This is a genomic window from Sphingomonas sp. PAMC 26621 (assembly GCF_000251145.1).
GTDB lineage: Bacteria > Pseudomonadota > Alphaproteobacteria > Sphingomonadales > Sphingomonadaceae > Sphingomonas.
In genome coordinates, this window is sequence record NZ_AIDW01000036.1 from 84,660 (window position 1) to 106,361 (window position 21,702).

Genomic DNA, 21,702 nt, shown 5'->3' on the forward strand with positions numbered 1-21,702 from the left:
GTGGGGCGGCTTGCGGCAAGCTTTGTGCGTTGCAGCATGCCGCCAACCCGGCACGGGTCCGACTCCGCGCATCCGGGATTGCACCGGATGACGACGGAACACTTCACCGCCATTCACAGGCTGTTCAACGCAACGCACCTATGCCAAGCCCATGAAGATGCTCGCCGCCATCCTGATGGGACTTGCCGTGACCCCCACCCCCGCCGTTCCACCGGCGGCAGGGATGCTGCAACGTGGCGACCAGATGGAAGCGTTGCGCGGGCGTCGCGAAGGGCGCTGGCTCCCTTCCAAGGAAATCGAGGCGCGGATCGTGCCGACCATGCCGGGTGCGCGCTATCTCGGGTTCGACTTCGACCCAGAACGTGGGATTTACACGCTCAAGTTCCTGCGCAATGGATCGGTCATCTGGGTCGAGGTCGACGGCCGTTCCGGCCAGATCATCGGCCGCACCGGCAACTGAACGCCCGAGCGGCGTCGTCCAAGGGGAAAATTGCATGCGCGTTCTGATCGTCGAGGACGAACCCAATCTCGGCCAGCAGCTGAAAAGCACGCTCGAAGGCGCTGGCTACGCGATCGACCTCGCGACCGATGGCGAGGAAGGCCATTTCCTCGGATCGACCGAAAATTACGACGCGATCATCCTCGATCTCGGCCTGCCCGAGATCGACGGGCTGACCGTGCTCGACCGCTGGCGCAAGGAAGGCCGCACCGCGCCGGTCCTCGTGCTGACCGCGCGTGACAGCTGGTCGGACAAGGTCGCCGGGCTCGATGCGGGCGCGGACGATTATGTCGCCAAGCCGTTCCAGTCGGAGGAGCTGATCGCCCGCCTGCGCGCGCTGATCCGCCGCGCCTCGGGCAACGCCTCGTCCGAACTGACCGCAGGCGGCGTCCGGCTCGACACGCGCAGCGGCAAGGTCACGCTCAACGGCGAATCGGTCAAGATGACCGCGCAGGAATATAAGCTGCTCAGCTACCTCCTCCACCACAAGGGCAAGGTGGTGAGCCGCACCGAGCTGATCGAACATATCTACGACCAGGATTTCGACCGCGATTCGAACACGATCGAAGTGTTCGTCACGCGGATTCGCAAGAAGCTCGGGCAGGATGTCATCACCACGATCCGGGGGCTTGGCTACAGCCTCGAGGATCCTGATGCCTGACGCGCATGGCTGAATCGGATCCGCACGCGCAGGGCTCGCTCGCGCCGCCGCTTCCCCCGCTCGAAACCGAGCCGCGGACGCTGCCGCGCGTGCAGACCACGGGGTCGCTCAGCCGCCGGATGATCCTGATCGCGGCGGGATGGATCCTGCTGCTGCTCACCGGCGGCGGGTTCGCGCTCGACCGCGTGCTGAGCACCGCGGTGACGCGCAACTTCGATGACCAGCTCGAATATGTGCTGACCGCGCTGATCGTCTCGGCCGAGATCGGCCCGGAGGGCGAGGTGATCTCGAACCGCGAGCCGGCCGACCAGCGCTTCATCGAGCCCAATTCGGGATTGTACTGGCAGATCAGCGCGCCCGGGCAGGAACCCTTCCCCTCGCGCTCGCTGTGGGACCGGAAGCTCGCCTATGGCTCGCAGCATACCGATCTCGCGGTCCACTCCTATGACAGCAACCAGTTCGTCGACCCCAAGGCGGACACGCCCGAAAAGCTTCGGGTGGTCGAGCGCGACGTGACGCTGCCCGGGTCGAAGGTGCGCTGGCGCTTCCAGGTCGCGCAAAGCCGCGACGGGCTCGACGCGCAGATCAAGGTGTTGCGCAAGACGCTGGTGCGCAGCTTCACGTTGCTCGCCTTCGGGCTGATCGTGATGGCGGCGCTCCAGACCTTCTACGGGCTGTGGCCGCTCCGCCGCGTGCGCGAGGAAATCGCGCGGATGCGCGCCGGAAAGGCGCGGCAGGTCGAGCGCCCGATGCCGGTCGAGGTTGCGCCGCTGGTCGAGGAACTCAACGCGCTGATCGAGCATAACGAGCGGCAGGCGGAGGAAGCCCGGCGCCACGCGGGCAACCTCGCGCATGCGCTCAAGACCCCGCTGACCGTCATCATGAACGCCGCGACCGCCAAGGCGGACGATCTCGGCGAGACGGTCGTACGCGAGGCGCGGACGATGCGGCGGCAGGTCGACCATCATCTCGCACGCGCCCGCGCGGTCGGGCGGCGCGGGTCGGCGCACAGCCGCGCGGATGTCTGGCCAAGCCTCGAATCGGTCGAGCGCGCGGTCGGCGTGTTGTATCGCCACGTCCGCATCGACACGTCCGGCCCACGCGACCTGCAGGTCCATGTCGAGCGTCAGGATCTCGACGAGATGCTCGGCAACCTGATCGAGAATGCCGCAAAATATGGCGGGGGCAGCGTGTTCGTCACGGTGTCGAAGCATTCGGGCTTCGTCGAATTCCTGATCGAGGACGACGGCGTTGGCATCCCCGAGGAAGAGCGCATCCGCATTTTCGATCGCGGCGTCCGGCTCGATTCGGGCAAGCCCGGGACCGGGCTGGGGATGGCGATCGTGCGGGATGTCGCCGAGATTTACGAAGGTACGGTCAGCCTCGAGGAGAGCGAGGATCTCGGCGGATTGCTCGTCCGCTTACGCTTGCCCGCGGCCAACTGAACGAGGCCGCGCGTTTCAGTCACGGCTGGCGGGAGCCCCGCGCTGCGCCGTTCGATGATCGTCGATTGGAAAAGCCGCCGATCCCGCTGGACCGGCGGCTTCCCTGTATCCGGCGATCCCGCGATCAGCTGTAGGTAACGCGCATCCGAACCCTGGAGCGCGCACGGAGGCCGCCGCCGACGAGACCGAAGCCGGCCAGCATCATGATCCAGGTGGCAGGCTCGGGCACGCCCACGACCGAGATGGCGAACTGACCGCTATAATCGTGTGTATCGCCACCTGGGCCGACATGGTTCGGGCCGACCGTGTTCGAACCCCGTCCGGTCGAACGGTGCCAATCGAAGCTGCTGAGGCTGTACTCGAACCCGTTGACCGTCTGGACGGTCGTCCCAGAGAAGCCGCCGGTAGCGTCGTCATCGAGCAGACTGTTGTAAACGCCGCCAATCGACTGGCCGTTGGAGAGCAGGACCGTGATCAGATAGGACGTCGACGCTTCCGCCTTGCTGCCGAATGGCTGACCGTCTCCCAGAATGGCGAACGCGGCGTCGCCGGGAAGCAGCGGTATCGAGATCGGCTGACTCACGTTATTGTAGTTGGACGTGACCGTACCGATGTTCTGCGCGATGAAAACGGTGTTGTTGAGCTTTTTTTCCGTATCCCAGACATAGTTCGTACCAATACCCCGGATCGAAACGCCCGTGATGTTGACGGACGCCTGCGCGCTGGTCGCAAGCATTGCAATGGTGATGGCGGCTGCAGTCGATAAGAGTTTCTTTCGCATGATAGAGTTCCCCCTGATGTGCCTCGTCAGAGAACGCCCGCAATAGTCATGCCATATCAGTTTTATCAATACTGTAGCGCGTTACGCACGACCATTGTGTAACTTGCGCCGACACTAGATCCCGTTCGGCCAAGACATGGCTTTTCGTGGATTTCTCCGTTCGTCGTGCTCCGGCCGTCCTTTCGGCCTTTCCGGCGAACGCGGCGGGGACAACGCCCGCCGCCTGCGGAGCGCGCGCGGCTAGGCCGCGATCGCCAGTTCGCGAAGCGCGTCCGCCGTGATCGTCAGGCTGCGCTTGCGCGCCGCATGATCATAGATCGAGCTCGCGATCATCAACTCGTCGACGCCCGTCCGCGCGACAAAGCCTGCGATCTCGCGTGCGACTTTGGCGGGGCCGCCGACCGCCGAGCAGGACAGCACATGATCGAGGATCGCCCCGCCTTGCGCGCCGAGGGTTTCGCGATAGCCCTCCACCGGCGGCGGAAGCTGGCGCGGATTGCCGGTGCGCAGCGCGACGAACGCCTGCTCCTGCGAGCTTGCGATCAGCGCGCCTTCCGCATCGGTATCCGCCGCGAACACGTTGAAGCCTGCCATCACATGCGGCTTCGCCAGCACCGCCGACGGGCGGAAGGTACGGCGGTAGATTTCGATCGAACTCATCAGCGCATCGGGGGCGAAATGCGAGGCGAAGGCGTACGGCAGGCCCAGCATTGCCGCGAGTTGCGCGCCATAGGTGCTCGACCCGAGGATCCACAGCGACACGTCCGCCCCCGCACCCGGGGTGGCGCGCACGCCGGTCTGGCCGTCGTCGGCGAAATAGCTCTGCAACTCGAGCACGTCGTTGGGGAAGGCGTTCGGATCGGTGTTGAGGCTGCGCCGCATCGCGCGCGCGACGATCTGGTCGGAACCCGGCGCCCGCCCGAGGCCGAGGTCGATCCGGCCCGGGAACAGCGCGTCGAGCGTCCCGAACTGCTCGGCGATCGCGAGCGGCGCGTGGTTGGGGAGCATGATCCCGCCTGCACCGACCCGGATCGTCGAGGTCACGCTGCCGATATGCGCCAGGACGACCGAGGTCGCAGCACTCGCGATTCCGGTCATGCCGTGATGTTCGGCGGTCCAGTAACGCGAGAAGCCGAGGCTCTCGGCATGCGCGGCGAGATCGCCCGCGTTGTGGAGCGCCTGGGCGACGCTGCCGCCTTCGACGACGGGGACGAGATCGAGCAGGGAATAAGCAGTCATGGGCTGGATATGGGAGCCAAGTTTCAAAATGCTACCGACCACCGCGCCGCTGCGCCGAGATCCTGCCCCAGCGCGACGAAATTCCCCGGCTGGCGGCGCAGGAACAGGTTGGTCTGGAGCAGCCCTGTCCACACGGGCAGCGCATAGCGCGCCTCGACATCGATCTCGCGCCCGGTCGGCGCGAGGTTCAGCCGCTGCGCCGTCCAGGTCGAGACCGCGAGCGTGTCGTAATCGTACGCGGTGGGGAGCGTCAGATCGATCCCGCCGCTGGCGACGCGCAGCGGTTGCGCGATCCGCAGCCCGAAACTGTCGCGCGCGCCGAACAGCCGGTCCTTGCCGACGTCCGCCGCAAACGCATTTGTGCGGATCGCGCCGGTGCCGGTGAGCCCGCCACGCACGGTCGCGCCGGTCCAGCCCTGCCGCATCGATCCGCCGACGCTCCACCCGCCGCCCGCCTCGAACCGCGCGGCGGTATCGAGGAACCACGTCGTCGCGCGCGTTCCCCCGAGCGCATCGCCGAAGCGCGCGCCGAGCACCGTCGCCTGTTCCGCCAGCCGCGTTCCGGTAAGCGCGACGCTCAGGCCACCGAACTGCCGGTCGAGCGTAATCGCGCTGCGGTCATAGCCATAGCGGCGATAGCGGTTGCGGATCGCAGCGAGCGCATCGGGGTCGCGCGACAGCGTGTCGCCGCTCTCGACCGCCGCGGTCAGCCCGAACGCACCGATCTGGCGCCGCAGCGCGCTCGACCCGCGCGCGCGATTGTCGAACCCCGCGCCCTGCAGCGGATCGCGCGCGACGAGGAACGCCGGGTCGCTCCGCCCGACGAGGCGCGCGGTCAGCGTCGCGCCCCCCTCGGCGAACCCGACCGCGAAAGCGGCACGCGCGCCGAGCCGGCTCGTCACCGTCCCCGCGATCGCGCGCGCCTGTTCGGCGCTCCCGCGCGAGAGCATCAGCCGCGACACGCTCGCGCCGCCGCCCGCGACCGGCGCGACGGTCATCGCGACGTTCATCATGCCGCCGACGCTGGTCTGGTAATTGCGCGTGGTCGCGAGCAACTGCCCCGCGAGCGTCGGCGCGGGGCCATCGCGGTGGATCGTCCGCGCGAGATCGACCGCGAACGCGCGGCTGAACCCGTCGAGGATGACCGCACCGAGCGCGCCCTGCGCCGCATCCCCCATCGGCGCGGACAGGACCGCGTTGGAGCCGAGCGACGCAGCGGCGTGAGTCCCCGCGACCGACGTCCCGCCGAGCGGCTGGAACGCGCGGGTCAGGTCGAGCACGCCCTTGCCGTACACCGCGTCCTCGCCGGCCGTGCCCGCATCGCGCGCCGAGGCGTAGAGGATCTGGACGATCTGCGCGCCGGTCAGATTGGGAAAGGCCTGCGCCAGCAACGCCGCCGCGCCCGCGATCTGCGGCGCGGCGAAGGACGTGCCCGACCACAGGAACGGCGTTCCCGTCTCGTCGGGCGCGCGCACGCCCTCCCCGACCGCCGCGAGATAATGCGCCGACGAATTGCCGGCGCGGTTGCTGAAGCTCGAGATCGTGTCCGCCCCCGCGGTCCGGCTGTTGTTCGCGCCCACCGACCCCGCGATGATCACCAGCCCGCGCGCGGCGGCGGTGTTGGCAAGCTGCGCGAACCCGTCGGGATTGACCGCGTTCGTCGGGTCGGTCGCGAAATCGTTCCCCGCCGCGATCACGATGACGATCCCGGCTGCGGTCGCGCGGTTGACCGCGGTGACCACCGAGCTCCCCGCCGCACTGCCGCCGAGCGAGATGTTGATGACGCGCGCACCATTGTTGACCGCAAGATCGATCCCGCGCGCGATCGCGCTGTCGGCGAAACTGCAATTGTCGGTCGAGGTCGAGGTGGTCGCGCACGACCCCGGCGTGTCCGCGCGTGCGGCGATGATCGTCGCGTCGAACGCGATTCCCTGCGTCCCCGCATCGTTACGCCGCCCGGCAAGCGTGAAGGCGACCGCGGTGCCATGCCCGTCCTCGTCCGCCGCCGTCGTCCCGCCCGCGACATTGGCGGACGCCGACGAAATCCGCCCGGTAAACTCCGCACTGGCGAGCGCGACTCCGCTGTCGACGATCCCGACCGTGATGGTCCGCCCGGTCGCCCCCGCCTGATATAGGGCAAGCGCGTTCGCCGAGACCGCGCCGACGGTCGCGCGATATTCGGCGGTGTCGTAATTGGTCGCGCTCGGCGTCGGCGTCGGCGCGGGTGTCGGAGTTGGAGTTGGCGTCGGAGCCGGAGTCGGCGCGGGAACCGGGGTCGGTGCGGGCGTCGGCGTCGTGGTCGGTGGTGCAGGAATCGATCCGACTCCCCCGCCGCCGCCGCCGCTGCATGCGCCGAGCGAACCGAGCCCTGCCAGAACCGTCGATCGGGCAATGAACCCCAATAGCCGCCGTCGCATTGTCATTCACGCCATCCCGATACGAAACTCGCCCCACAATCTCCTCGCCGTGTCCCGACGGGTATCGTAGTCGCGCCATCCCTGCCTTGCCCGCCACGCGCCCTGCGCTTAGAGCCGCGCGCATGCTCGCGCGCCTCGCCCTTATCCGCAATTGGGTTTTCGATTTGGATAACACGCTGTATCCGGCGTCGGCGCGGCTGTTCGACCAGATGGACGTCAAGATGACCGCTTATGTCGCGCGCGTGCTGGGCGTCGACCTGATCGAGGCGCGGCGAATCCAGAAGGCCTATTTCTTCGATCACGGCACCACGCTTGCCGGGCTGATGGCCGAGCATGGCGTCGACCCGCACCATTTCCTCGCCGACGTCCACGATATCGAGATGGACGTGCTCGACGAAAACGCCCCGCTCGCCGCCGCGATCGCGCGATTGCCGGGGCGCAAGATCATTTTCACCAACGCCGACACGCCCTATGCGACGCGCGTGCTCGACCGGCTCGGGCTCGGCGAGACTTTCGAGGCGATCCACGACATCCACGCGATGGACCTGAAACCCAAACCCAACGCCTCGGCCTATGCCGGGCTATGCGCGGCGTTCGACATCGATCCGACCGAGTCGCTGTTCGTCGAGGACATGGCGCGCAACCTCGCGCCCGCCAAGGCGATCGGCATGACGACGGTGTGGATCGACAATGGCTCCGAACAGGCCGTCGCCGAACAGGACCGCAGCTTTATCGACTTCACCACGCCCGATCTGACGGCGTGGCTTCACGACATCATGGGGGACGCATGAGCGACTTGCAGACGACGATCGACGCGGCATGGGATGCACGCGACACGGTAAGCTTCGAGACCAAGGGCGCTATCCGCGACGCGGTCGAGACCGCGCTCAACCAGCTCGATTCGGGCACGGTGCGCGTCGCCGAGCCCGATGGCGAAGGTGGCTGGCGCGTCAATCAGTGGCTCAAGAAGGCGGTGCTGCTGTCGTTCCGACTCAATGACATGGCTGAGATCGCCGGCGGTCCCGACGGCGCGCACTGGTGGGACAAGGTGCCCTCCAAGTTCCACGGCTGGGGTTCGGCCGAATTCCGTCAGGCGGGCTTCCGCAGCGTGCCTGGCGCGATCGTCCGGCGCGGCGCGTTCATCGGCAAGGGCGCGGTGCTGATGCCGAGCTTCGTCAACCTGGGCGCCTATGTCGGCGAGAATTCGATGATCGACACCTGGGCGACGGTCGGCAGCTGCGCGCAGATCGGCAAAGGCGTGCATATCTCGGGCGGTGCCGGGATCGGCGGCGTGCTCGAGCCGCTCCAGGCGGATCCGGTCATCATCGGTGACGGCGCGTTCATCGGCGCACGCAGCGAAGTCGCCGAGGGCGTCCGAGTTGGTGAAGGCGCGGTGCTCTCGATGGGCGTCTATCTCGGTGCCTCGACCAAGATCGTCGATCGCGCGACCGGCGAAGTGTTCCGCGGCGAAGTGCCGCCCTATGCGGTGGTCGTCCCCGGCAGCATGGGCGGCGGCGACGGCAAGCCGAGCCTGTACTGCGCGGTGATCGTCAAGCGCGTCGATGCGCAGACGCGTTCGAAGACGAGCATCAACGAGTTGCTGCGCGACTGACCTAATAGCCCCTCCCCTTCAGGGGAGGGGTTGCCAGACGCTGCCCCCAACCTCGACATCCTTTGCCTCCCCGCTTAGTCCACTCGACAAACGACAAAGAGGATACCCGATGACCGCAGCTACCCGCTCCAAGACGCTCGACCGCGTGCTCGTGCTCGAAATGGTCCGCGTGACCGAGGCGGCGGCGGTCGCCGCCTCCACCCTCACCGGGCGCGGTGACGAGAAGGCAGCGGATGCCGCCGCGGTCGAGGCGATGCGCGCCGCGCTCAACGAACTCTACATGGACGGTACCGTCGTCATCGGCGAAGGCGAGCGCGACGAGGCGCCGATGCTGTTCATCGGCGAAAAGGTCGGCTCGGCGATCGGCAAGGGCCCGAAGATCGACATCGCGCTCGATCCGCTCGAAGGCACGACGATCTGCGCGACCGCCGGCCCCAACAGCCTTGCCGTGCTCGCGATCGCCGAGGAAGGCGGGCTGCTCAACGCCCCCGACGTCTATATGGACAAGATCGCATGCGGCCCGGGCTATCCCGAGGGGATCATCGACCTCGACAAGTCGCCCAGCGAGAACGTCCGCGCGCTCGCGGCGGCGAAGGGCGTCGAGCCCAAGGACATCATCGCCTGCGTGCTCGATCGCCCGCGCCACCAGAAGCTGATCGCCGAGCTGCGCGAACTGGGCTGCGGGATCATGCTGATCGGTGACGGCGACGTCGCGGGCGTGATCGCGACGACCAACCCCGATACGACGATCGACATCTACATGGGTGCGGGCGGCGCGCCGGAAGGCGTGCTCGCGGCAGCGGCGCTGCGCTGCGTCGGCGGGCAGTTCAAGGGTCGGCTGCTGTTCCGCAACGATGACGAGCGCGCGCGGGCGGCGAAGTGGGGCGTGACCGATCTCGACAAGCAATACGACCTGACCGAACTGGCGCGCGGCGACTGCATCTTCGCGGCGACGGGTGTCACCGACGGCTCGCTGCTCGCGGGCGTCAAGCGCAAGGGCAAGATCATGACGACCGAGAGCGTCGTGATGCGCGCCAGCTCGGGCACGGTGCGCTGGGTGAAGGGCGAACACCGGATTTGATCCAATGCTTTAGCCCCTCCCCTTTAGGGGAGGGGTTGGGGTGGGGCCGTGCAGCAGAACACGCTCTCTGCGAGGCACGGCCCCACCCCCAGCCCCTCCCCTGAAGGGGAGGGGAGTCCTAAGCCTCTGTCAGCGTGCTTGCACTCCCGCAAATCCCCTATCGTCATGCCGGGCTTGTCCCGGCATCCACCGTGCCGCACACTCGTCACAGGGAATCGGTGGCACGGTCGCCCCCGGCACAGCGCCGGGGTGACGGATGGGGGGCATTATGAAGAGGCTTGCGATACTTCTCGCGCTGACGACCGCGAGTCTGTCCGTGCCGATTGCGGCCAACCCGGTCCAGGCGCCCGCAATCACCCCGCAATTCCCCTACACCTTCGAAGAAGTGATGGTCCCGATGCGCGACGGCGCACGGCTGCAGACCGTTATCCTGCGTCCGCGCGGGCGGACTGGTCCGCTTCCGATCCTGTTCCAGCGGACCCCTTATGGCGTCCCCGATGCCGCGCCCGACAGCGTCCCCGACAATCAGGTCGCGCTCGACAAGGACGGGTATATCTACGTCATCCAGTCGATGCGCGGGCGGTTCAAGTCGGACGGCGTGTTCACGCTGTCGACCGCGGTCCACCCGGGCGACCGCAAGGCGACCGACGAATCGACCGACGCCTATGACAGCATCGACTGGCTGGTGAAGCATGTGACGGGCAACAGCGGCAAGGTGGGGATGTGGGGCGTCTCCTACCCCGGTTTCGCCGCCGCGATCGCGCTGATCGGGCCGCATCCCGCGCTCAAGGCGGTCAGCCCGCAGGCGGCGTGGATCGATTGCTGGCAGTCGGACGATCTCCACCGCAACGGTGCGCTGCGGCTGAGCTATGCGACCGACTGGCTGGCGATGCTCCAGCTCGACAAGACGCAGGACACGACCTTCGTCTACGACCGCTACGATACCTACGACTGGTTCCTGAAAGCGGGTTCGGTCGAAGAGATCGACCGTCAGCATTTCAAGGGCAAGGTGCCGATGTTCACCGCCTTGCTCGACCATCCGAACCACGACGCCTTCTACACCGACCAGCGCTGGAGCGACCGGCTCGGCCGGACGACGGTGCCGACCCTCAACGTCGCGGGCTATTGGGACCAGGAGGACCCCTGGGGTTCGTGGCAGATCTACTTCAAGCAGGCGCAGAACGACCCCGATCATCTCGCGACGATGGTCGCGGGGCCGTGGGCGCACGGCTGGTGGCAGCGCCCGACCGATTCGCTCGGGCCGATCCCGTACGGCGTGCCGAGCGGGCTGCAGTTCCAGGAGCAGGTCCAGGCACCGTTCTTCGCTTATTGGCTCCACGGCACGGGCACGCGTCCGACCACCGGGATCAAGAGCTTCCAGAGCGGCTCATGGACGTGGAAAAGCTACGGAGCCTGGCCGGTCGCGGGGGTGAAGCCGACCGATCTCTTTCTCCACGCCGACGGCTCGCTGTCGTTCACCGCCCCCGCCGCGGGGGAAGCGTGTCGCGCCTATGTGTCCGACCCGGCCAACCCGGTGCCGTTCCGGCAGCGCCCGATGTCGGGGACCTATCTGTCCCCCGACTGGCAGTGGTGGGAGGCGGCGGACCAGCGGTTCGTGCAGGGGCGGCCCGATGTGCTCAGCTACACCAGCGCGCCGCTCGACGCAGACCTGACCGTGACCGGGCATGTCGCCGCTGAACTCGCTGCAGCGACCACCGGGACCGACGGCGATTTCGTCGTCAAGCTGATCGACGTCTATCCCGAAGATGCCGCGAAGCCGACCGGCCGCCCCAAGCCCGGCGACTATGCCCGCTCGCTCAACGGCTATCAGTTGCCGATCGCGATGGACGTCCGCCGCGGGCGTTTCCTCGCAAGCGACACCGCGCCGCAGCCGCTCGTGCCCGGCAAGGTGATGCGCTGGGACGTGCCGTTACGTGAGCACGACCATGTCTTCCTCAAGGGCCACCGCCTGATGGTGCAGGTCCAGTCGAGCTGGTTCCCGGTGATCGACCGCAACCCGCAGACCTTCGTCCCCAACATCGCGCGCGCGAAGCCTGCGGATTTCAAGAGCGCGACGCAGACGGTATGCGCCGGATCCAAGCTGGTGCTGCCGGTGATGCGGCCCTAGGCGTCCCTGCCCTTCCGGGCGTTTTCCCGCGAAAGCGGGAACCCAGGGTTACGAACGCCGCGCTCAATAACCCTGGGCTCCGGCCTGCGCCAGAGCCCAGGACCGTTACCGCGTCGGCACGGGCTCCGCGCCCGAATAATCATAGAACCCGCGCTTGGTCTTGCGGCCGAACCACCCCGCCTCGACGTACTTCACCAGCAGCGGCGCGGGCCGGAACTTGGGATCGCCCGTCCCCTCGAACAGGACGCGCGTGATCTCGAGACACGTATCAAGCCCGATGAAATCGGCGAGCGTCAGCGGCCCCATCGGATGGTTGAGCCCGAGCTGGCACGCGACGTCGATATCGCGCACCGTCGCCACGCCCTCGCCCAAAGCGAAACACGCTTCGTTGAGCATCGGCATCAGCACGCGGTTGACGATGAACCCCGGCGCATCATTGGCGTGGACGATCTCCTTGCCGAGCTTGCGCCCGAACGCCTCGACCGCGGCCACCGTCGCGTCGGACGTGGCGAGGCCGCGGATCAGCTCGATCAGCCCCATCACGGGAACCGGGTTGAAGAAGTGGACGCCCATGAACCGCGCCGGATCGGGCGATGCCTGCGCCAGCCGCGTGATCGGGATCGACGAAGTGTTCGACGCGAGGATCGCATCGCTGGCGAGCACCTTGCCGACCTCGGCGAAGATCGCGCGCTTGATCTCCTCGCGCTCGGTCGCCGCCTCGATCACGAGGAACGCCGGTGCCATCGCGGACAATCCCTCGACCGGCTCGATCAGGCCAAGCGCCGCATCGCGCGCCTCTGCAGTCATCTTCTCCTTGGTGACGAGACGGTCGAGCGCCTTGGCGATCCCCGCCTTGCCTGCGTCCGCACGGTCCTTCGACACGTCGCTGAGCAGCACGTGGAACCCCGCCTGCGCCGCAACCTGTGCGATCCCCGCACCCATCTGGCCCGCGCCGATGACACCTACCGTCTGCATATCCTGTCCTTTGCTGCGTTTTGCCGCAGCCTTAGGGATCAGGCGATGCGGCGGCAATCATAGCCCTTGGTGACATAGGGAAAAGCGACCGGATTGTGCTGAAGCGCGGGCGTCGCGGTAATCAAGTCGCGGACCTGCGCGACCACCTCGGCGCGCGCCGCCGCGGGCAAGGTGGCGATGAAGCTGGTCGACAGCGTGCGCCCGACCACGACATCCTCCACCGTACCATGGTGCGCGTAAGCCCATTCGCTTTCTTCGAGCGAAGAAAAGCCCTCCGCAGGAAAGACGTCGCGCCACGCATCGGCCCGTTCGCGCAGGGCGGTGCCCTGATGCGCGTTGGTCAGCACCGACAGCTGCTTGACCCAGCCGACCGCCTCGTCGCGCAGGTTCCACACCAGCCCGAGCGTCCCGCCAACCTTCAGCACCCGCCGGATCTCTGCCATTACGGCGGGGGTCGCGAACCAGTGGAACGCGGTCGCGCAGACCACCGCATCAACGCTTTCATCGGGCAGCGGGATTGCCTCAGCCTGCCCGACCAGTGGACGCACCTCAGGAAAGTCGGCGACGAGGTGGTCGAGCATGGCCGCGATCGGTTCGAGGGCGAGGATATCCGCCCCGGTCCTGACCAGCGACGCTGTGAACTTGCCCGTCCCTGCACCGAGCTCGAGCACCGTCCGGCCCGGCGCTATGCCTAGCCGGTCCCGCATCCAGTCCACGATCGCACCGGGATAGCCCGGGCGGCTCGTCGCATAGACGCCTGCCGCCCGGTCGAACCCGGTCGCCGCGACCGGATGCAGCGGTGTCACGGCGCGAGGCGGGCGGGCTGTGCCTCGGCGAGGATCACCGCGAACCGCCCCTCGGGGTCGGTCCATTCGCCGACCGGCGTCCATCCGCCCGCGCGCAGCAGGATCCGCGCGTCGCGCGCGCCGAACTTGTGGCTGTTCTCGGTGTGGATCGTCTCGCCCGCCGCCATGTCGAACGGCCGGCCCTCGATCGTGAAGGTCACGTCGCGAGTCGCCTCGAGATGCATCTCGATCCGCGCGCGATCGTCGTTCCAGATCGCGCGGTGGCGGAAGGCGTCGAGTGGGATCGTCGCGCCCAGCTCGCGGTTGATCCGTTCGAGCAGGTTGAGGTTGAACGCCGCGGTCACCCCCTGCGCATCGTCATAGGCGGCTTCCAGCGTCGCCTGGTCCTTGATCCGGTCCATCCCGATCAACAGCATCGCGCCTTCGCCGAGCGACTTCTTCATCGCGCGCAGCAGATCGGTACTCGAATGCGGGATCATGTTGCCGATCGTCGAGCCCGGGAAGAACCCGAGCTTGGGCGTGTCGGCAACCTGCGCGGGCAGCGCGATCGGGTGCATGAAATCCGCCTCGACCGGGAGAACCGACAATGCGGGGAAGGCATTCGCCAGCACCGCCGAGGATTCGCGCAGGAAATCGCCCGAGATATCGATCGGCACGTAAGCCGCCGGGTCGACCGCTTCGAGCAGGATCGGCGTCTTGGTCGACGAGCCCGAACCGAACTCGACCACCGCGCGGCCCTTGCCCGCAATCCGTGCCACGTCGCCACAGCACGCGCGCAGGATCGCGGTCTCGGTCCGCGTCGGATAATATTCGGGCAGATCGGTGATCTTCTCGAACAACTCCGACCCGCGCCGGTCGTAGAACCAGCGGGCCGGGATCGCGCGCGGGCGCAAGCCGAAGCCGCGCAGTACGTCGTTGCGGAAGGCGGGGTCGGCGAGGCTGGCCTGCCCATCCTCGATTTCGGGTTTCAGCATTACAGATCCTTGGCGAGCCGGACGCCGGTGAACTGCCAGCGTTGATGGGGATAGAAGAAATTGCGGTACGAGGCGCGCGCATGGCCGCGCGGGGTCGCGCAGGATCCGCCGCGGAGGACACACTGCCCGCTCATGAACTTGCCATTATACTCGCCGACCGCACCCTCGACCGCGCGAAACCCCGGGTACGGGCGGTAGGCGCTCCCGGTCCATTCCCACACGTCGCCGAAGAAGGCCGGGCCGCCCGTCGACGGCCGCGGCTCGACCGCACCGGCGGTGTCGAGCTGGTTGCCGCCAAGCGGATCGTGACCGGCAGCAGCCGCTTCCCACTCCGCCTCAGTCGGCAGTCGCGCACCCGCCCAGCTCGCATAGGCGTCCGCCTCGAAGAAGCTGACGTGAGTCACGGGCGCCGCCGGATCGATCGCGCGGCGGCCGTCGAGCCCAAAGCGAGTCCACGCTCCGTCGCGCTGCTCCCAATACAGCGGCGCGACGATCCGCTCGCGCTTCACCCACGCCCAGCCGTCGGACAGCCAGTGGCGCGGCTCGGTATATCCGCCATCCGCGATGAAGGCTGCCCATTCGCCGTTGGTCACGGTGCGATCCGCGATCGCGTGGGCACCGAGCAGCGTCTGGTGCCGCGGCCCCTCGCAATCGAACGCAAACCCGTCGCCGTCATGGCCGATTTCGACGATCCCGGCGGCATGCTCGATCCAGCCCGCCGGGCGGGGCATCTCCACCGGCACCTTGCGCGCGGCGGGCCAGACCGCGGGCTCGACCGGATTCTGCGCCATCAGGTGCAGGATGTCGGTGACGAGCAGCTCCTGATGCTGCTCCTCATGATGGCACCCCAGCGCGATCAGCTCCTGCGCCGCCTCGGGCAAGTCGGGGAGCGCGGCGAGCACCTCCGCATCGACGTGCGCGCGATAAGCCAGCACTTCATCGAGCGCCGGACGGGTCACCATCCCGCGCCGGTTGCGCGCGTGCCGCTGTCCCTCGGCCTCGTAATAGCTGTTGAACAGGAACGGGAAGCGTTCGTCGTACAGCCGGTAGCCGCTGACGAAGTCGCGCAGGATGAAGGTTTCGAGGAACCAGCTCGTATGCGCCAGATGCCATTTGGCGGGCGACGCGTCGTCCATCGACTGCGCGGTCGCATCCGCGTCCGACAGCGGCGCGACCAGCGCGACGGTCAGGTCGCGCACCGCCTGGAAACGCGCAGAGAGCGCGGAGGCGTCAGTCCTGGGGGCAGTCCGTGTCGCCATCGCCTCGTCCGTTCCGGAAGTCTTCTGCCCCACCGGGGGAGATCTTCGGGGCTATCCCCCGCTGAACCGTATCAGCGGGTTGCACCCGGTCGCCACAAAACGTCGCCACCGGCATTTTGGTTCACCACCCGCGCGGCAACGAATAGATAATCAGACAATCTGTTGAGATAGGCGAGCGCCAACGGATTGAGCGCGACGTGCCGCGCCGCGCCGACCGCGGTCCGCTCCGCCCGCCGGACGGTCGCGCGCGCGACGTGCAACGCCGCCGCACCGCGCGTTCCGCCGGGGAGGATGAAGCTCGTCAGCGGCGCGAGGTCGGCGTTCATCCGGTCGATTTCGGTTTCGAGCCGCTCGACCTGCGCCGCGACGATCCGCAGCACCATTTCCGACGGCGCGAAATCCTCGCCCGGAGTCGCGAGATCTGCGCCGAGATCGAACAGGTCGTTCTGGACGCGTTCGAGCAGCGCGACGAGCCAGAACACCGACACGCCGGCGTCCTTCAACGCCACTGCGGCGACACCGATCAGGCTGTTCGACTCGTCGACATCGCCGATCGCGGCCATCCGCGCGTCATCCTTGGCGACGCGCGAGCCATCGACCAGCCCGGTCGATCCATCGTCGCCGGTGCGCGTGTAGATACGATTGAGCTTGACCAAATTTCGTCCCCAGGTCCGGTCCTGCCCCGGACCGGCGGTTGTATGGCAGGCTCAGCTCTTGCCTGCGAGCCACATCAGCAGCACGACAATGAAAATCGCGACCGCCTGGAACATGATGCGATACTGCATCATCTTGTTCGACTTAACCGCCGACGGGCTGACACCGTCCGCACTCCCCGTCCCGTCGCGCGCCTGCTGGCTTGCGCCGAGCAGGAAAACGACCAGTCCTCGGACGAGGACGACGACCGTGGCGATCATCGCCGCAATCAGCAGGATTGTCAGGAAAGTGCTCATGCCCTCAACTTAGGCGCTTGCCGCCAGAAAGCCAGTGGTCAGAATGTCCGAGGGCAGCCGCCCCGCCCGCAACAGCGCCGCCAGCGCGTGCCCGTCGTCGCCGCGCAGGCGCAAGCGTTCCAGGGTCGGCGAATCGTTGCGCTTGGCGAGTCGCGCGCCGTCCGCGTCGGTCAGCAATTGGTGATGCCGATAGGCCGGAGTCGGCAGCCCGAGCAGCGCCTGCAGCAACCGGTGCACGTCGGTCGCCGCGAACAGGTCGACCCCGCGCACCACATGCGTCACGCCCTGCGCGGCATCGTCCACCGTCACCGCGAGATGATAGCTCGCGGGCGCATCCTTGCGCGCGAGGACGACATCGCCGTGCCGCTCGGGGTACGCAACCACGTCGCCCGCGATCTCGTCGGTCCATTCGAGCGGTCCGGCACGTTCCGCTGCCGCCGTCATGTCGATCCGCCATGCATGCGCGACGCCCGCGTCGATCCGCGCCGCGCGATCGGCGGGGTCGAGGTGGCGGCACGTTCCGGGATAGACCGCCTCCAGGCCATGCGGCGCGGACAGGCTCGCGGCGATTTCGGCGCGGGTGCAGAAGCACGGGTAGAGCAGCGCCATCCCGCGCAACCGTTCGAGCGCACCGGCATAGACGTCGAGCCGCGCCGACTGGAACAGCACCGGCCCGTCCCATTCCACCCCGAGCCAGCGCAGGTCGGCGAGGATCGCGTCGACATGCTCGGGCCGGCTGCGCGTGCCGTCGATATCCTCGATCCGCAGCAGGAACCGCCCGCCCGCGGAACGCGCCCGATCGTGCGCCTGGATCGCGGAAAAAGCGTGGCCAAGATGCAGCCGCCCGGTCGGGCTGGGGGCGAAACGACTGGTCGTCGGCGCGCTCATGTTCGGGGCCCAAACCGCTGCGTCGGGGTCGATCCTTGGTTGCAAATCGGCACGCTCCCCCTTGACCGCGAGTCGGGCGCTGTGCTGAACTTGTTAACGAAGGGCGTCGCTGTCATCACAGCGTCATCCTAAACGGCAAGAAGCCGCGCAGGAAGTGCCACTCGACTGAGGAATAGGGGGGCTCGCATGTACCATCCCGATCTCATCCGCCACCCCGATGGCTGTCCCGCGCTCGTGCTCAACGCGGATTACACCCCGCTCAGCTATTATCCGCTTTCGGTCTGGCCGTGGCAGACCGCGATCAAGGCGGTGTTCCTCGACCGGGTCGACATCGTCGCGGAATATGAGCGCGAGGTGCGCAGCCCCACCCAACGCATCAAGCTGCCTTCGGTCATCGCGCTCAAGCAATATGTCCGGCCGAGCGCCTTCCCCGCCTTCACGCGATTCAACCTGTTCCTGCGCGACAAGTTCACGTGCCAATATTGCGGTGCGGGCCACGAACTGACCTTCGACCACATCGTCCCACGCGCGCAGGGCGGACGGACGACGTGGGAGAATGTCGCGACCGCCTGTTCGCCGTGCAACCTCAAGAAGGGCGGGCGGACGCCCAAACAGGCGGGCATGCCGCTCCATATCGACGCGATCCGGCCGACGAGCTGGCAGTTGCAGGAACATGGCCGGCGCTATCCGCCGAATTTCCTACACGATACGTGGCACGACTGGCTCTATTGGGACGTTGAGCTCGAAGCTTGACGGGCATCGCATATTCGCCGAGCCCCTCGGTACGGGAGACGACGATGCAGCGTATGTTGATGACAAGCCTGGCCACGCTTCTACTGACGACGACGGGGTGCAACCGCTCGACGCCCGGCGACGACGCGCTTGCCGATTTCGTCCCGCCGACGCTGGTGAAGCGCGAGGAAGTCCGCGCCTGGCTCGAAAAGCGCTTCGCCGACCGCGACGTCGACGGCGACCGGCGGCTGACCCGCGTCGAGCTTGGCAACACCCGGGCGGACCGGATCGCGGGCGCTGATGTCGATCAGGACGGCGCGATCAGCCATGACGAATTCATCGCACACGGGCTGGCGCGATTCGACAAGGCCGACGCCAATGGCGACAAGATGGTGACCAACAAGGAACAGGACGCCGCGCGCGCCGCCGCCGCAGCGACCCCGACGCCAAAGACGATTCCGCCTGCGACGACGGTCCAGTGACGGTTGACCGCGCGGGTGTTGCGTTGCAGCATCCGCACATGGCTGACCTCCCCTCGATTACCAACAATCCCGACATCCGCTTCCTGGGCAAATTGCTCGGCGACGTGATCCGCGCCTATGGCGGCGACGCGCTGTACGAACGCACCGAAGCGATCCGCACCGCCTCGGTCGAACGGCATCGCGGCGCGGGCGAACAGGACGGGGTCGATCTCGAGCTCGACCGGCTCGATCTCGACGAGACGCTCGATTTCGTCCGCGGGTTCATGCTGTTCTCGATGCTCGCCAACCTTGCGGAGGACAGGCAGGGCGTGACCGCGGACGGCGGCGCGGATCTCGCCTCGGCGCTCGACCGGCTCGCCCAGGAAGGGATCGACAAGCCGCAGGCGATCGCCTTGCTCCAGAACGCGCTGCTCGCCCCGGTGCTGACCGCGCACCCGACCGAAGTGCGGCGCAAGTCGATGATCGACCATCGCAACCGCATCGCCGCGCTGATGCTGCTGCGCGACGGCGGCGCGACCGCGACCCCCGAAGGCGACGATATCGAGGAAGCGATCCTCCGCCAGATCGCGCTTCTGTGGCAGACGCGCGTGCTCCGGCGCGAGCGGCTTTACGTTACCGACGAGGTAGAGACCGCGCTCAGCTACCTGCGCGACGTCTTCCTCCCCGCCCTGCCTGCGCTGTACCAGCGCTGGGACCGCGCGCTCGGCGAACGCACCCCCGGTTTCCTCAAGCCCGGGAGCTGGATCGGTGGCGACCGCGACGGCAATCCGTTCGTCACCGCCGACAGCCTGCGCGCCGCGCTCGGCAAGGCGAGCGAGGCGGTGCTCGTCTATTATCTCGATGCGGTCCATGCGCTTGGCGCGGAGCTGTCGATCTCGACCGATCTCACCCCCGCGGATAGTGCGGTCGTGGCGCTCGCCGACGCAAGTGGCGATGGCGCGGAGAGCCGCAGCGACGAACCGTATCGCCGTGCGCTGTCGGGGATCTACGCGCGCCTTGCCGCGACGCATCTCGCGCTGACGGGCAAGCCCGCGCCGCGTCCCGGCCCGCTCAAGGGCGACCGCTACGCCGATCCGCAGGCGTTCCGCGCCGATCTCGTCGTCATCGCGCGCGCGCTTGCCGCGGGCGGCGGCGGGACCTTGTCGTCGGGTGGCGCGCTCGGGCGGCTGATCCGCGCGGTCGAGACGTTCGGTTTCCACCTCGCGACGCTTGATTTGCGGCAGAACAGCGCGGTGCTGGAGCGCGTCGTGGCCGAACTGCTCAAGGTCGCTGGGGTCGAGGACGATTACCTCGCGCTCGGCGAATCGCAGCGCGTGTCGCTGCTCCGCCACGAACTGTCGAACGCCCGACCGCTGGGGAGCGCGTTCGCAGACTATTCGGACGAGACGCAATCCGAACTCGCGATCCTGCGCGCCGCCGCCACCGCGCACGCGACCTATGGGCCGGCGTGCATCGTCCAGCACATCGTGTCGATGGCGCAATCGGTATCCGATCTGCTCGAACTCAACGTGTTGCTCAAGGAAGTCGGGCTGTATCGCCCGCAGGGGGATACCCCGTCCGCCGCGATCATGGCGGTGCCGCTGTTCGAGACGATCGGCGATCTGGAAGCCGCGCCCGAGATCATGAGCGAATGGTTCGCGCTCCCCGAGGTCCGCGGCGTCACCGCCACGCGCGGCTATCAGGAAGTGATGATCGGCTATTCGGACTCGAACAAGGACGGCGGCTATCTCACCTCGACCTGGAGCCTGTCCAAGGCGTCGACCGCGCTGAAAAGCGTGTTCGCGGACGCAGGCGTCGGCATGCAACTGTTCCACGGACGCGGCGGCGCGGTCGGGCGCGGCGGCGGGTCGGCGTTCGCGGCGATCCGCGCGCAGCCGTTCGGCACGGTGCAGGGGCGAATCCGCATCACCGAACAGGGCGAAGTGATCGCGGGCAAATATGGCACGCGCGACAGTGCGATGACCAATCTCGAGGCGATGGCGTCGGCAACCTTGCTCGCCAGCCTCGAGCCCGATCAGCTGTCCGCGGCGGACACGCAGCGGTTTGCCGAGGCGATGGACCGGCTCTCGGCAAGCGCGTTCGAGGCGTATCGTGGCCTCGTCTACGGCACCGAGGGGTTCCGCACCTTCTTCCGCGAAATGACCCCGATCGCGGAAATCTCGGGCCTCAAGATCGGCTCGCGCCCCGCGAGCCGGACCAAGAGCGACCGGATCGAGGATCTGCGCGCGATCCCCTGGGTGTTCAGCTGGGCGCAGGCACGCGTGATGCTGCCGGGCTGGTATGGCGTCGGGCAGGCGCTCGACTCGTTCGAGGACAAGGGGTTGCTCCGCGACATGGCGCAGGGCTGGCCGTTCTTCGCGGCGACGCTGGCGAACATGGAGCAGGTCATTGCCAAGTCCGACATGGCGATCGCCGCGCGCTATGCCGCGCTGGTCGAGGACCGCGGCCTCGCAGACGCGATCTTCCCGCGGATCGAGGCGGGGTGGCGGCAGGCGCATGACGGGCTGTTGACGGTGACGGGACAGTCGCGCCTGTTGGAGGCGCATCCCGCGCTCGAGACGTCGATCCGGTTGCGGCTGCCCTATATCGAGCCGCTCAACCTGTTGCAGATCGAGCTGATCAAGCGGCGGCGTGCAGGCGATGCGGACGAACGGATCGGCGAAGGCATCCTGCTATCGATCAACGCGATCGCGACGGCCTTGCGCAACAGCGGGTAAGGGTTGCGTCCCCTCACCCTGTTTCTACTTTCCCATTTATGCTGCCCCGGCGGAGG

At 67.5% G+C, this 21,702-nt stretch carries 20 protein-coding genes; 10 read left to right on the forward strand and 10 right to left on the reverse strand.

Features of this window, described 5'->3' with window-relative positions:
• Window positions 1-151: 151 nt before the first annotated feature.
• Genes RI03_RS16955 through RI03_RS16965 form a run of 3 tightly spaced genes read left to right on the forward strand, consistent with a single transcriptional unit; the run spans window position 152 to window position 2,605 of the window.
• Window positions 152-460, forward strand: coding sequence for a hypothetical protein (locus RI03_RS16955; protein WP_010162022.1), 309 nt, complete (start codon window positions 152-154; stop codon window positions 458-460).
• Between the two features lie 34 nt (window positions 461-494).
• On the forward strand, window positions 495-1,160 hold the full coding sequence (locus RI03_RS16960; RefSeq protein WP_010162021.1) for a response regulator transcription factor: 666 nt from the start codon (window positions 495-497) through the stop codon (window positions 1,158-1,160).
• 5 nt (window positions 1,161-1,165) lie between these two features.
• Window positions 1,166-2,605: a sensor histidine kinase gene (locus RI03_RS16965; protein ID WP_010218794.1), complete on the forward strand. Its 1,440-nt coding sequence runs from the start codon at window positions 1,166-1,168 to the stop codon at window positions 2,603-2,605.
• Between the two features lie 124 nt (window positions 2,606-2,729).
• On the opposite strand, the gene RI03_RS16970 is transcribed toward RI03_RS16965, so the two are convergent.
• From RI03_RS16970 to RI03_RS16980, 3 genes are all read right to left on the reverse strand, one after another.
• Complete coding sequence (locus tag RI03_RS16970) at window positions 2,730-3,386, reverse strand: PEPxxWA-CTERM sorting domain-containing protein (RefSeq protein WP_238542424.1); 657 nt, start codon at window positions 3,384-3,386, stop codon at window positions 2,730-2,732.
• Window positions 3,387-3,626: 240 nt separating this feature from the next.
• Complete coding sequence (locus RI03_RS16975; RefSeq protein ID WP_010218796.1) at window positions 3,627-4,625, reverse strand: LLM class flavin-dependent oxidoreductase; 999 nt, start codon at window positions 4,623-4,625, stop codon at window positions 3,627-3,629.
• 23 nt (window positions 4,626-4,648) lie between these two features.
• Window positions 4,649-7,048 (reverse strand): S8 family peptidase, encoded by a 2,400-nt coding sequence (locus tag RI03_RS16980; RefSeq protein ID WP_238542425.1) that lies wholly within the window; start codon window positions 7,046-7,048, stop codon window positions 4,649-4,651.
• A 116-nt stretch (window positions 7,049-7,164) separates the two neighbouring features.
• Between RI03_RS16980 and RI03_RS16985 the strand changes: the two genes are divergently transcribed.
• The 4 genes from RI03_RS16985 (at window position 7,165) to RI03_RS17000 (ending at window position 11,863) form a co-directional block, all read left to right on the forward strand.
• On the forward strand, window positions 7,165-7,833 hold the full coding sequence (locus RI03_RS16985; protein WP_010218798.1) for a pyrimidine 5'-nucleotidase: 669 nt from the start codon (window positions 7,165-7,167) through the stop codon (window positions 7,831-7,833).
• Window positions 7,830-8,654: a 2,3,4,5-tetrahydropyridine-2,6-dicarboxylate N-succinyltransferase gene (gene dapD / locus RI03_RS16990; RefSeq protein ID WP_010218799.1), complete on the forward strand. Its 825-nt coding sequence runs from the start codon at window positions 7,830-7,832 to the stop codon at window positions 8,652-8,654. The genes RI03_RS16985 and dapD overlap by 4 nt, the downstream gene beginning before the upstream one ends.
• 109 nt (window positions 8,655-8,763) lie before the next feature.
• Complete coding sequence (gene glpX / locus RI03_RS16995; RefSeq protein WP_010162013.1) at window positions 8,764-9,735, forward strand: class II fructose-bisphosphatase; 972 nt, start codon at window positions 8,764-8,766, stop codon at window positions 9,733-9,735.
• Between the two features lie 268 nt (window positions 9,736-10,003).
• Window positions 10,004-11,863: a CocE/NonD family hydrolase gene (locus RI03_RS17000; protein WP_010218800.1), complete on the forward strand. Its 1,860-nt coding sequence runs from the start codon at window positions 10,004-10,006 to the stop codon at window positions 11,861-11,863.
• Window positions 11,864-11,968: 105 nt separating this feature from the next.
• Here the strand turns inward: RI03_RS17000 and RI03_RS17005 are convergent, their stop codons facing one another.
• From RI03_RS17005 to gluQRS, 7 genes are all read right to left on the reverse strand, one after another.
• Window positions 11,969-12,838 (reverse strand): 3-hydroxyacyl-CoA dehydrogenase NAD-binding domain-containing protein, encoded by an 870-nt coding sequence (locus RI03_RS17005; protein ID WP_010218801.1) that lies wholly within the window; start codon window positions 12,836-12,838, stop codon window positions 11,969-11,971.
• Window positions 12,839-12,876: 38 nt separating this feature from the next.
• Window positions 12,877-13,644 carry a class I SAM-dependent methyltransferase gene (locus tag RI03_RS17010; RefSeq protein ID WP_010218802.1) on the reverse strand — a complete coding sequence of 256 codons (768 nt, stop codon included), beginning with the start codon at window positions 13,642-13,644 and terminating at the stop codon, window positions 12,877-12,879.
• Window positions 13,641-14,618: an L-histidine N(alpha)-methyltransferase gene (egtD, locus tag RI03_RS17015; RefSeq protein WP_010218804.1), complete on the reverse strand. Its 978-nt coding sequence runs from the start codon at window positions 14,616-14,618 to the stop codon at window positions 13,641-13,643. Before egtD ends, RI03_RS17010 begins: the two co-directional genes overlap by 4 nt.
• Window positions 14,618-15,877, reverse strand: coding sequence for an ergothioneine biosynthesis protein EgtB (gene egtB, locus RI03_RS17020; protein WP_081504254.1), 1,260 nt, complete (start codon window positions 15,875-15,877; stop codon window positions 14,618-14,620). Before egtB ends, egtD begins: the two co-directional genes overlap by 1 nt.
• A gap of 71 nt (window positions 15,878-15,948) precedes the next feature.
• Window positions 15,949-16,533, reverse strand: a complete 585-nt coding sequence (locus RI03_RS17025) for a cob(I)yrinic acid a,c-diamide adenosyltransferase (protein WP_010218806.1) — start codon at window positions 16,531-16,533, stop codon at window positions 15,949-15,951.
• Window positions 16,534-16,584: 51 nt separating this feature from the next.
• Window positions 16,585-16,827 carry a twin transmembrane helix small protein gene (locus tag RI03_RS17030; protein ID WP_010218807.1) on the reverse strand — a complete coding sequence of 81 codons (243 nt, stop codon included), beginning with the start codon at window positions 16,825-16,827 and terminating at the stop codon, window positions 16,585-16,587.
• Between the two features lie 9 nt (window positions 16,828-16,836).
• Complete coding sequence (gluQRS, locus tag RI03_RS17035) at window positions 16,837-17,715, reverse strand: tRNA glutamyl-Q(34) synthetase GluQRS (RefSeq protein ID WP_010218808.1); 879 nt, start codon at window positions 17,713-17,715, stop codon at window positions 16,837-16,839.
• 186 nt (window positions 17,716-17,901) lie between these two features.
• Here gluQRS and RI03_RS17040 point away from each other — a divergent pair, with 186 nt between their 5' ends.
• Genes RI03_RS17040 through ppc form a run of 3 tightly spaced genes read left to right on the forward strand, consistent with a single transcriptional unit; the run spans window position 17,902 to window position 21,646 of the window.
• Complete coding sequence (locus tag RI03_RS17040) at window positions 17,902-18,468, forward strand: HNH endonuclease (RefSeq protein WP_010162002.1); 567 nt, start codon at window positions 17,902-17,904, stop codon at window positions 18,466-18,468.
• Window positions 18,469-18,512: 44 nt separating this feature from the next.
• The gene (locus RI03_RS17045; protein WP_238542426.1) at window positions 18,513-18,929 is read left to right on the forward strand and encodes a calcium-binding protein; all 417 of its coding nucleotides are present in this window, start codon (window positions 18,513-18,515) and stop codon (window positions 18,927-18,929) included.
• A 38-nt stretch (window positions 18,930-18,967) separates the two neighbouring features.
• A complete protein-coding gene (ppc, locus tag RI03_RS17050; RefSeq protein ID WP_026046813.1) occupies window positions 18,968-21,646 on the forward strand; it encodes a phosphoenolpyruvate carboxylase in 2,679 nt (892 codons plus the stop codon).
• Window positions 21,647-21,702 lie beyond the last annotated feature (56 nt).

Bases quoted from the DNA above. Each gene is read 5' to 3' on its own strand.
- RI03_RS16955 (WP_010162022.1), top strand. From the start codon at position 152: ATGAAGATGCTCGCCGCCATCCTGATGGGACTTGCCGTGACCCCCACC.
- RI03_RS16960 (WP_010162021.1), top strand. From the start codon at position 495: ATGCGCGTTCTGATCGTCGAGGACGAACCCAATCTCGGCCAGCAGCTG.
- RI03_RS16965 (WP_010218794.1), top strand. From the start codon at position 1,166: ATGGCTGAATCGGATCCGCACGCGCAGGGCTCGCTCGCGCCGCCGCTT.
- RI03_RS16970 (WP_238542424.1), bottom strand. From the start codon at position 3,386: ATGCGAAAGAAACTCTTATCGACTGCAGCCGCCATCACCATTGCAATG.
- RI03_RS16975 (WP_010218796.1), bottom strand. From the start codon at position 4,625: ATGACTGCTTATTCCCTGCTCGATCTCGTCCCCGTCGTCGAAGGCGGC.
- RI03_RS16980 (WP_238542425.1), bottom strand. From the start codon at position 7,048: ATGACAATGCGACGGCGGCTATTGGGGTTCATTGCCCGATCGACGGTT.
- RI03_RS16985 (WP_010218798.1), top strand. From the start codon at position 7,165: ATGCTCGCGCGCCTCGCCCTTATCCGCAATTGGGTTTTCGATTTGGAT.
- dapD (WP_010218799.1), top strand. From the start codon at position 7,830: ATGAGCGACTTGCAGACGACGATCGACGCGGCATGGGATGCACGCGAC.
- glpX (WP_010162013.1), top strand. From the start codon at position 8,764: ATGACCGCAGCTACCCGCTCCAAGACGCTCGACCGCGTGCTCGTGCTC.
- RI03_RS17000 (WP_010218800.1), top strand. From the start codon at position 10,004: ATGAAGAGGCTTGCGATACTTCTCGCGCTGACGACCGCGAGTCTGTCC.
- RI03_RS17005 (WP_010218801.1), bottom strand. From the start codon at position 12,838: ATGCAGACGGTAGGTGTCATCGGCGCGGGCCAGATGGGTGCGGGGATC.
- egtD (WP_010218804.1), bottom strand. From the start codon at position 14,618: ATGCTGAAACCCGAAATCGAGGATGGGCAGGCCAGCCTCGCCGACCCC.
- egtB (WP_081504254.1), bottom strand. From the start codon at position 15,877: ATGGCGACACGGACTGCCCCCAGGACTGACGCCTCCGCGCTCTCTGCG.
- RI03_RS17030 (WP_010218807.1), bottom strand. From the start codon at position 16,827: ATGAGCACTTTCCTGACAATCCTGCTGATTGCGGCGATGATCGCCACG.
- gluQRS (WP_010218808.1), bottom strand. From the start codon at position 17,715: ATGAGCGCGCCGACGACCAGTCGTTTCGCCCCCAGCCCGACCGGGCGG.
- RI03_RS17040 (WP_010162002.1), top strand. From the start codon at position 17,902: ATGTACCATCCCGATCTCATCCGCCACCCCGATGGCTGTCCCGCGCTC.
- RI03_RS17045 (WP_238542426.1), top strand. From the start codon at position 18,513: ATGCAGCGTATGTTGATGACAAGCCTGGCCACGCTTCTACTGACGACG.
- ppc (WP_026046813.1), top strand. From the start codon at position 18,968: ATGGCTGACCTCCCCTCGATTACCAACAATCCCGACATCCGCTTCCTG.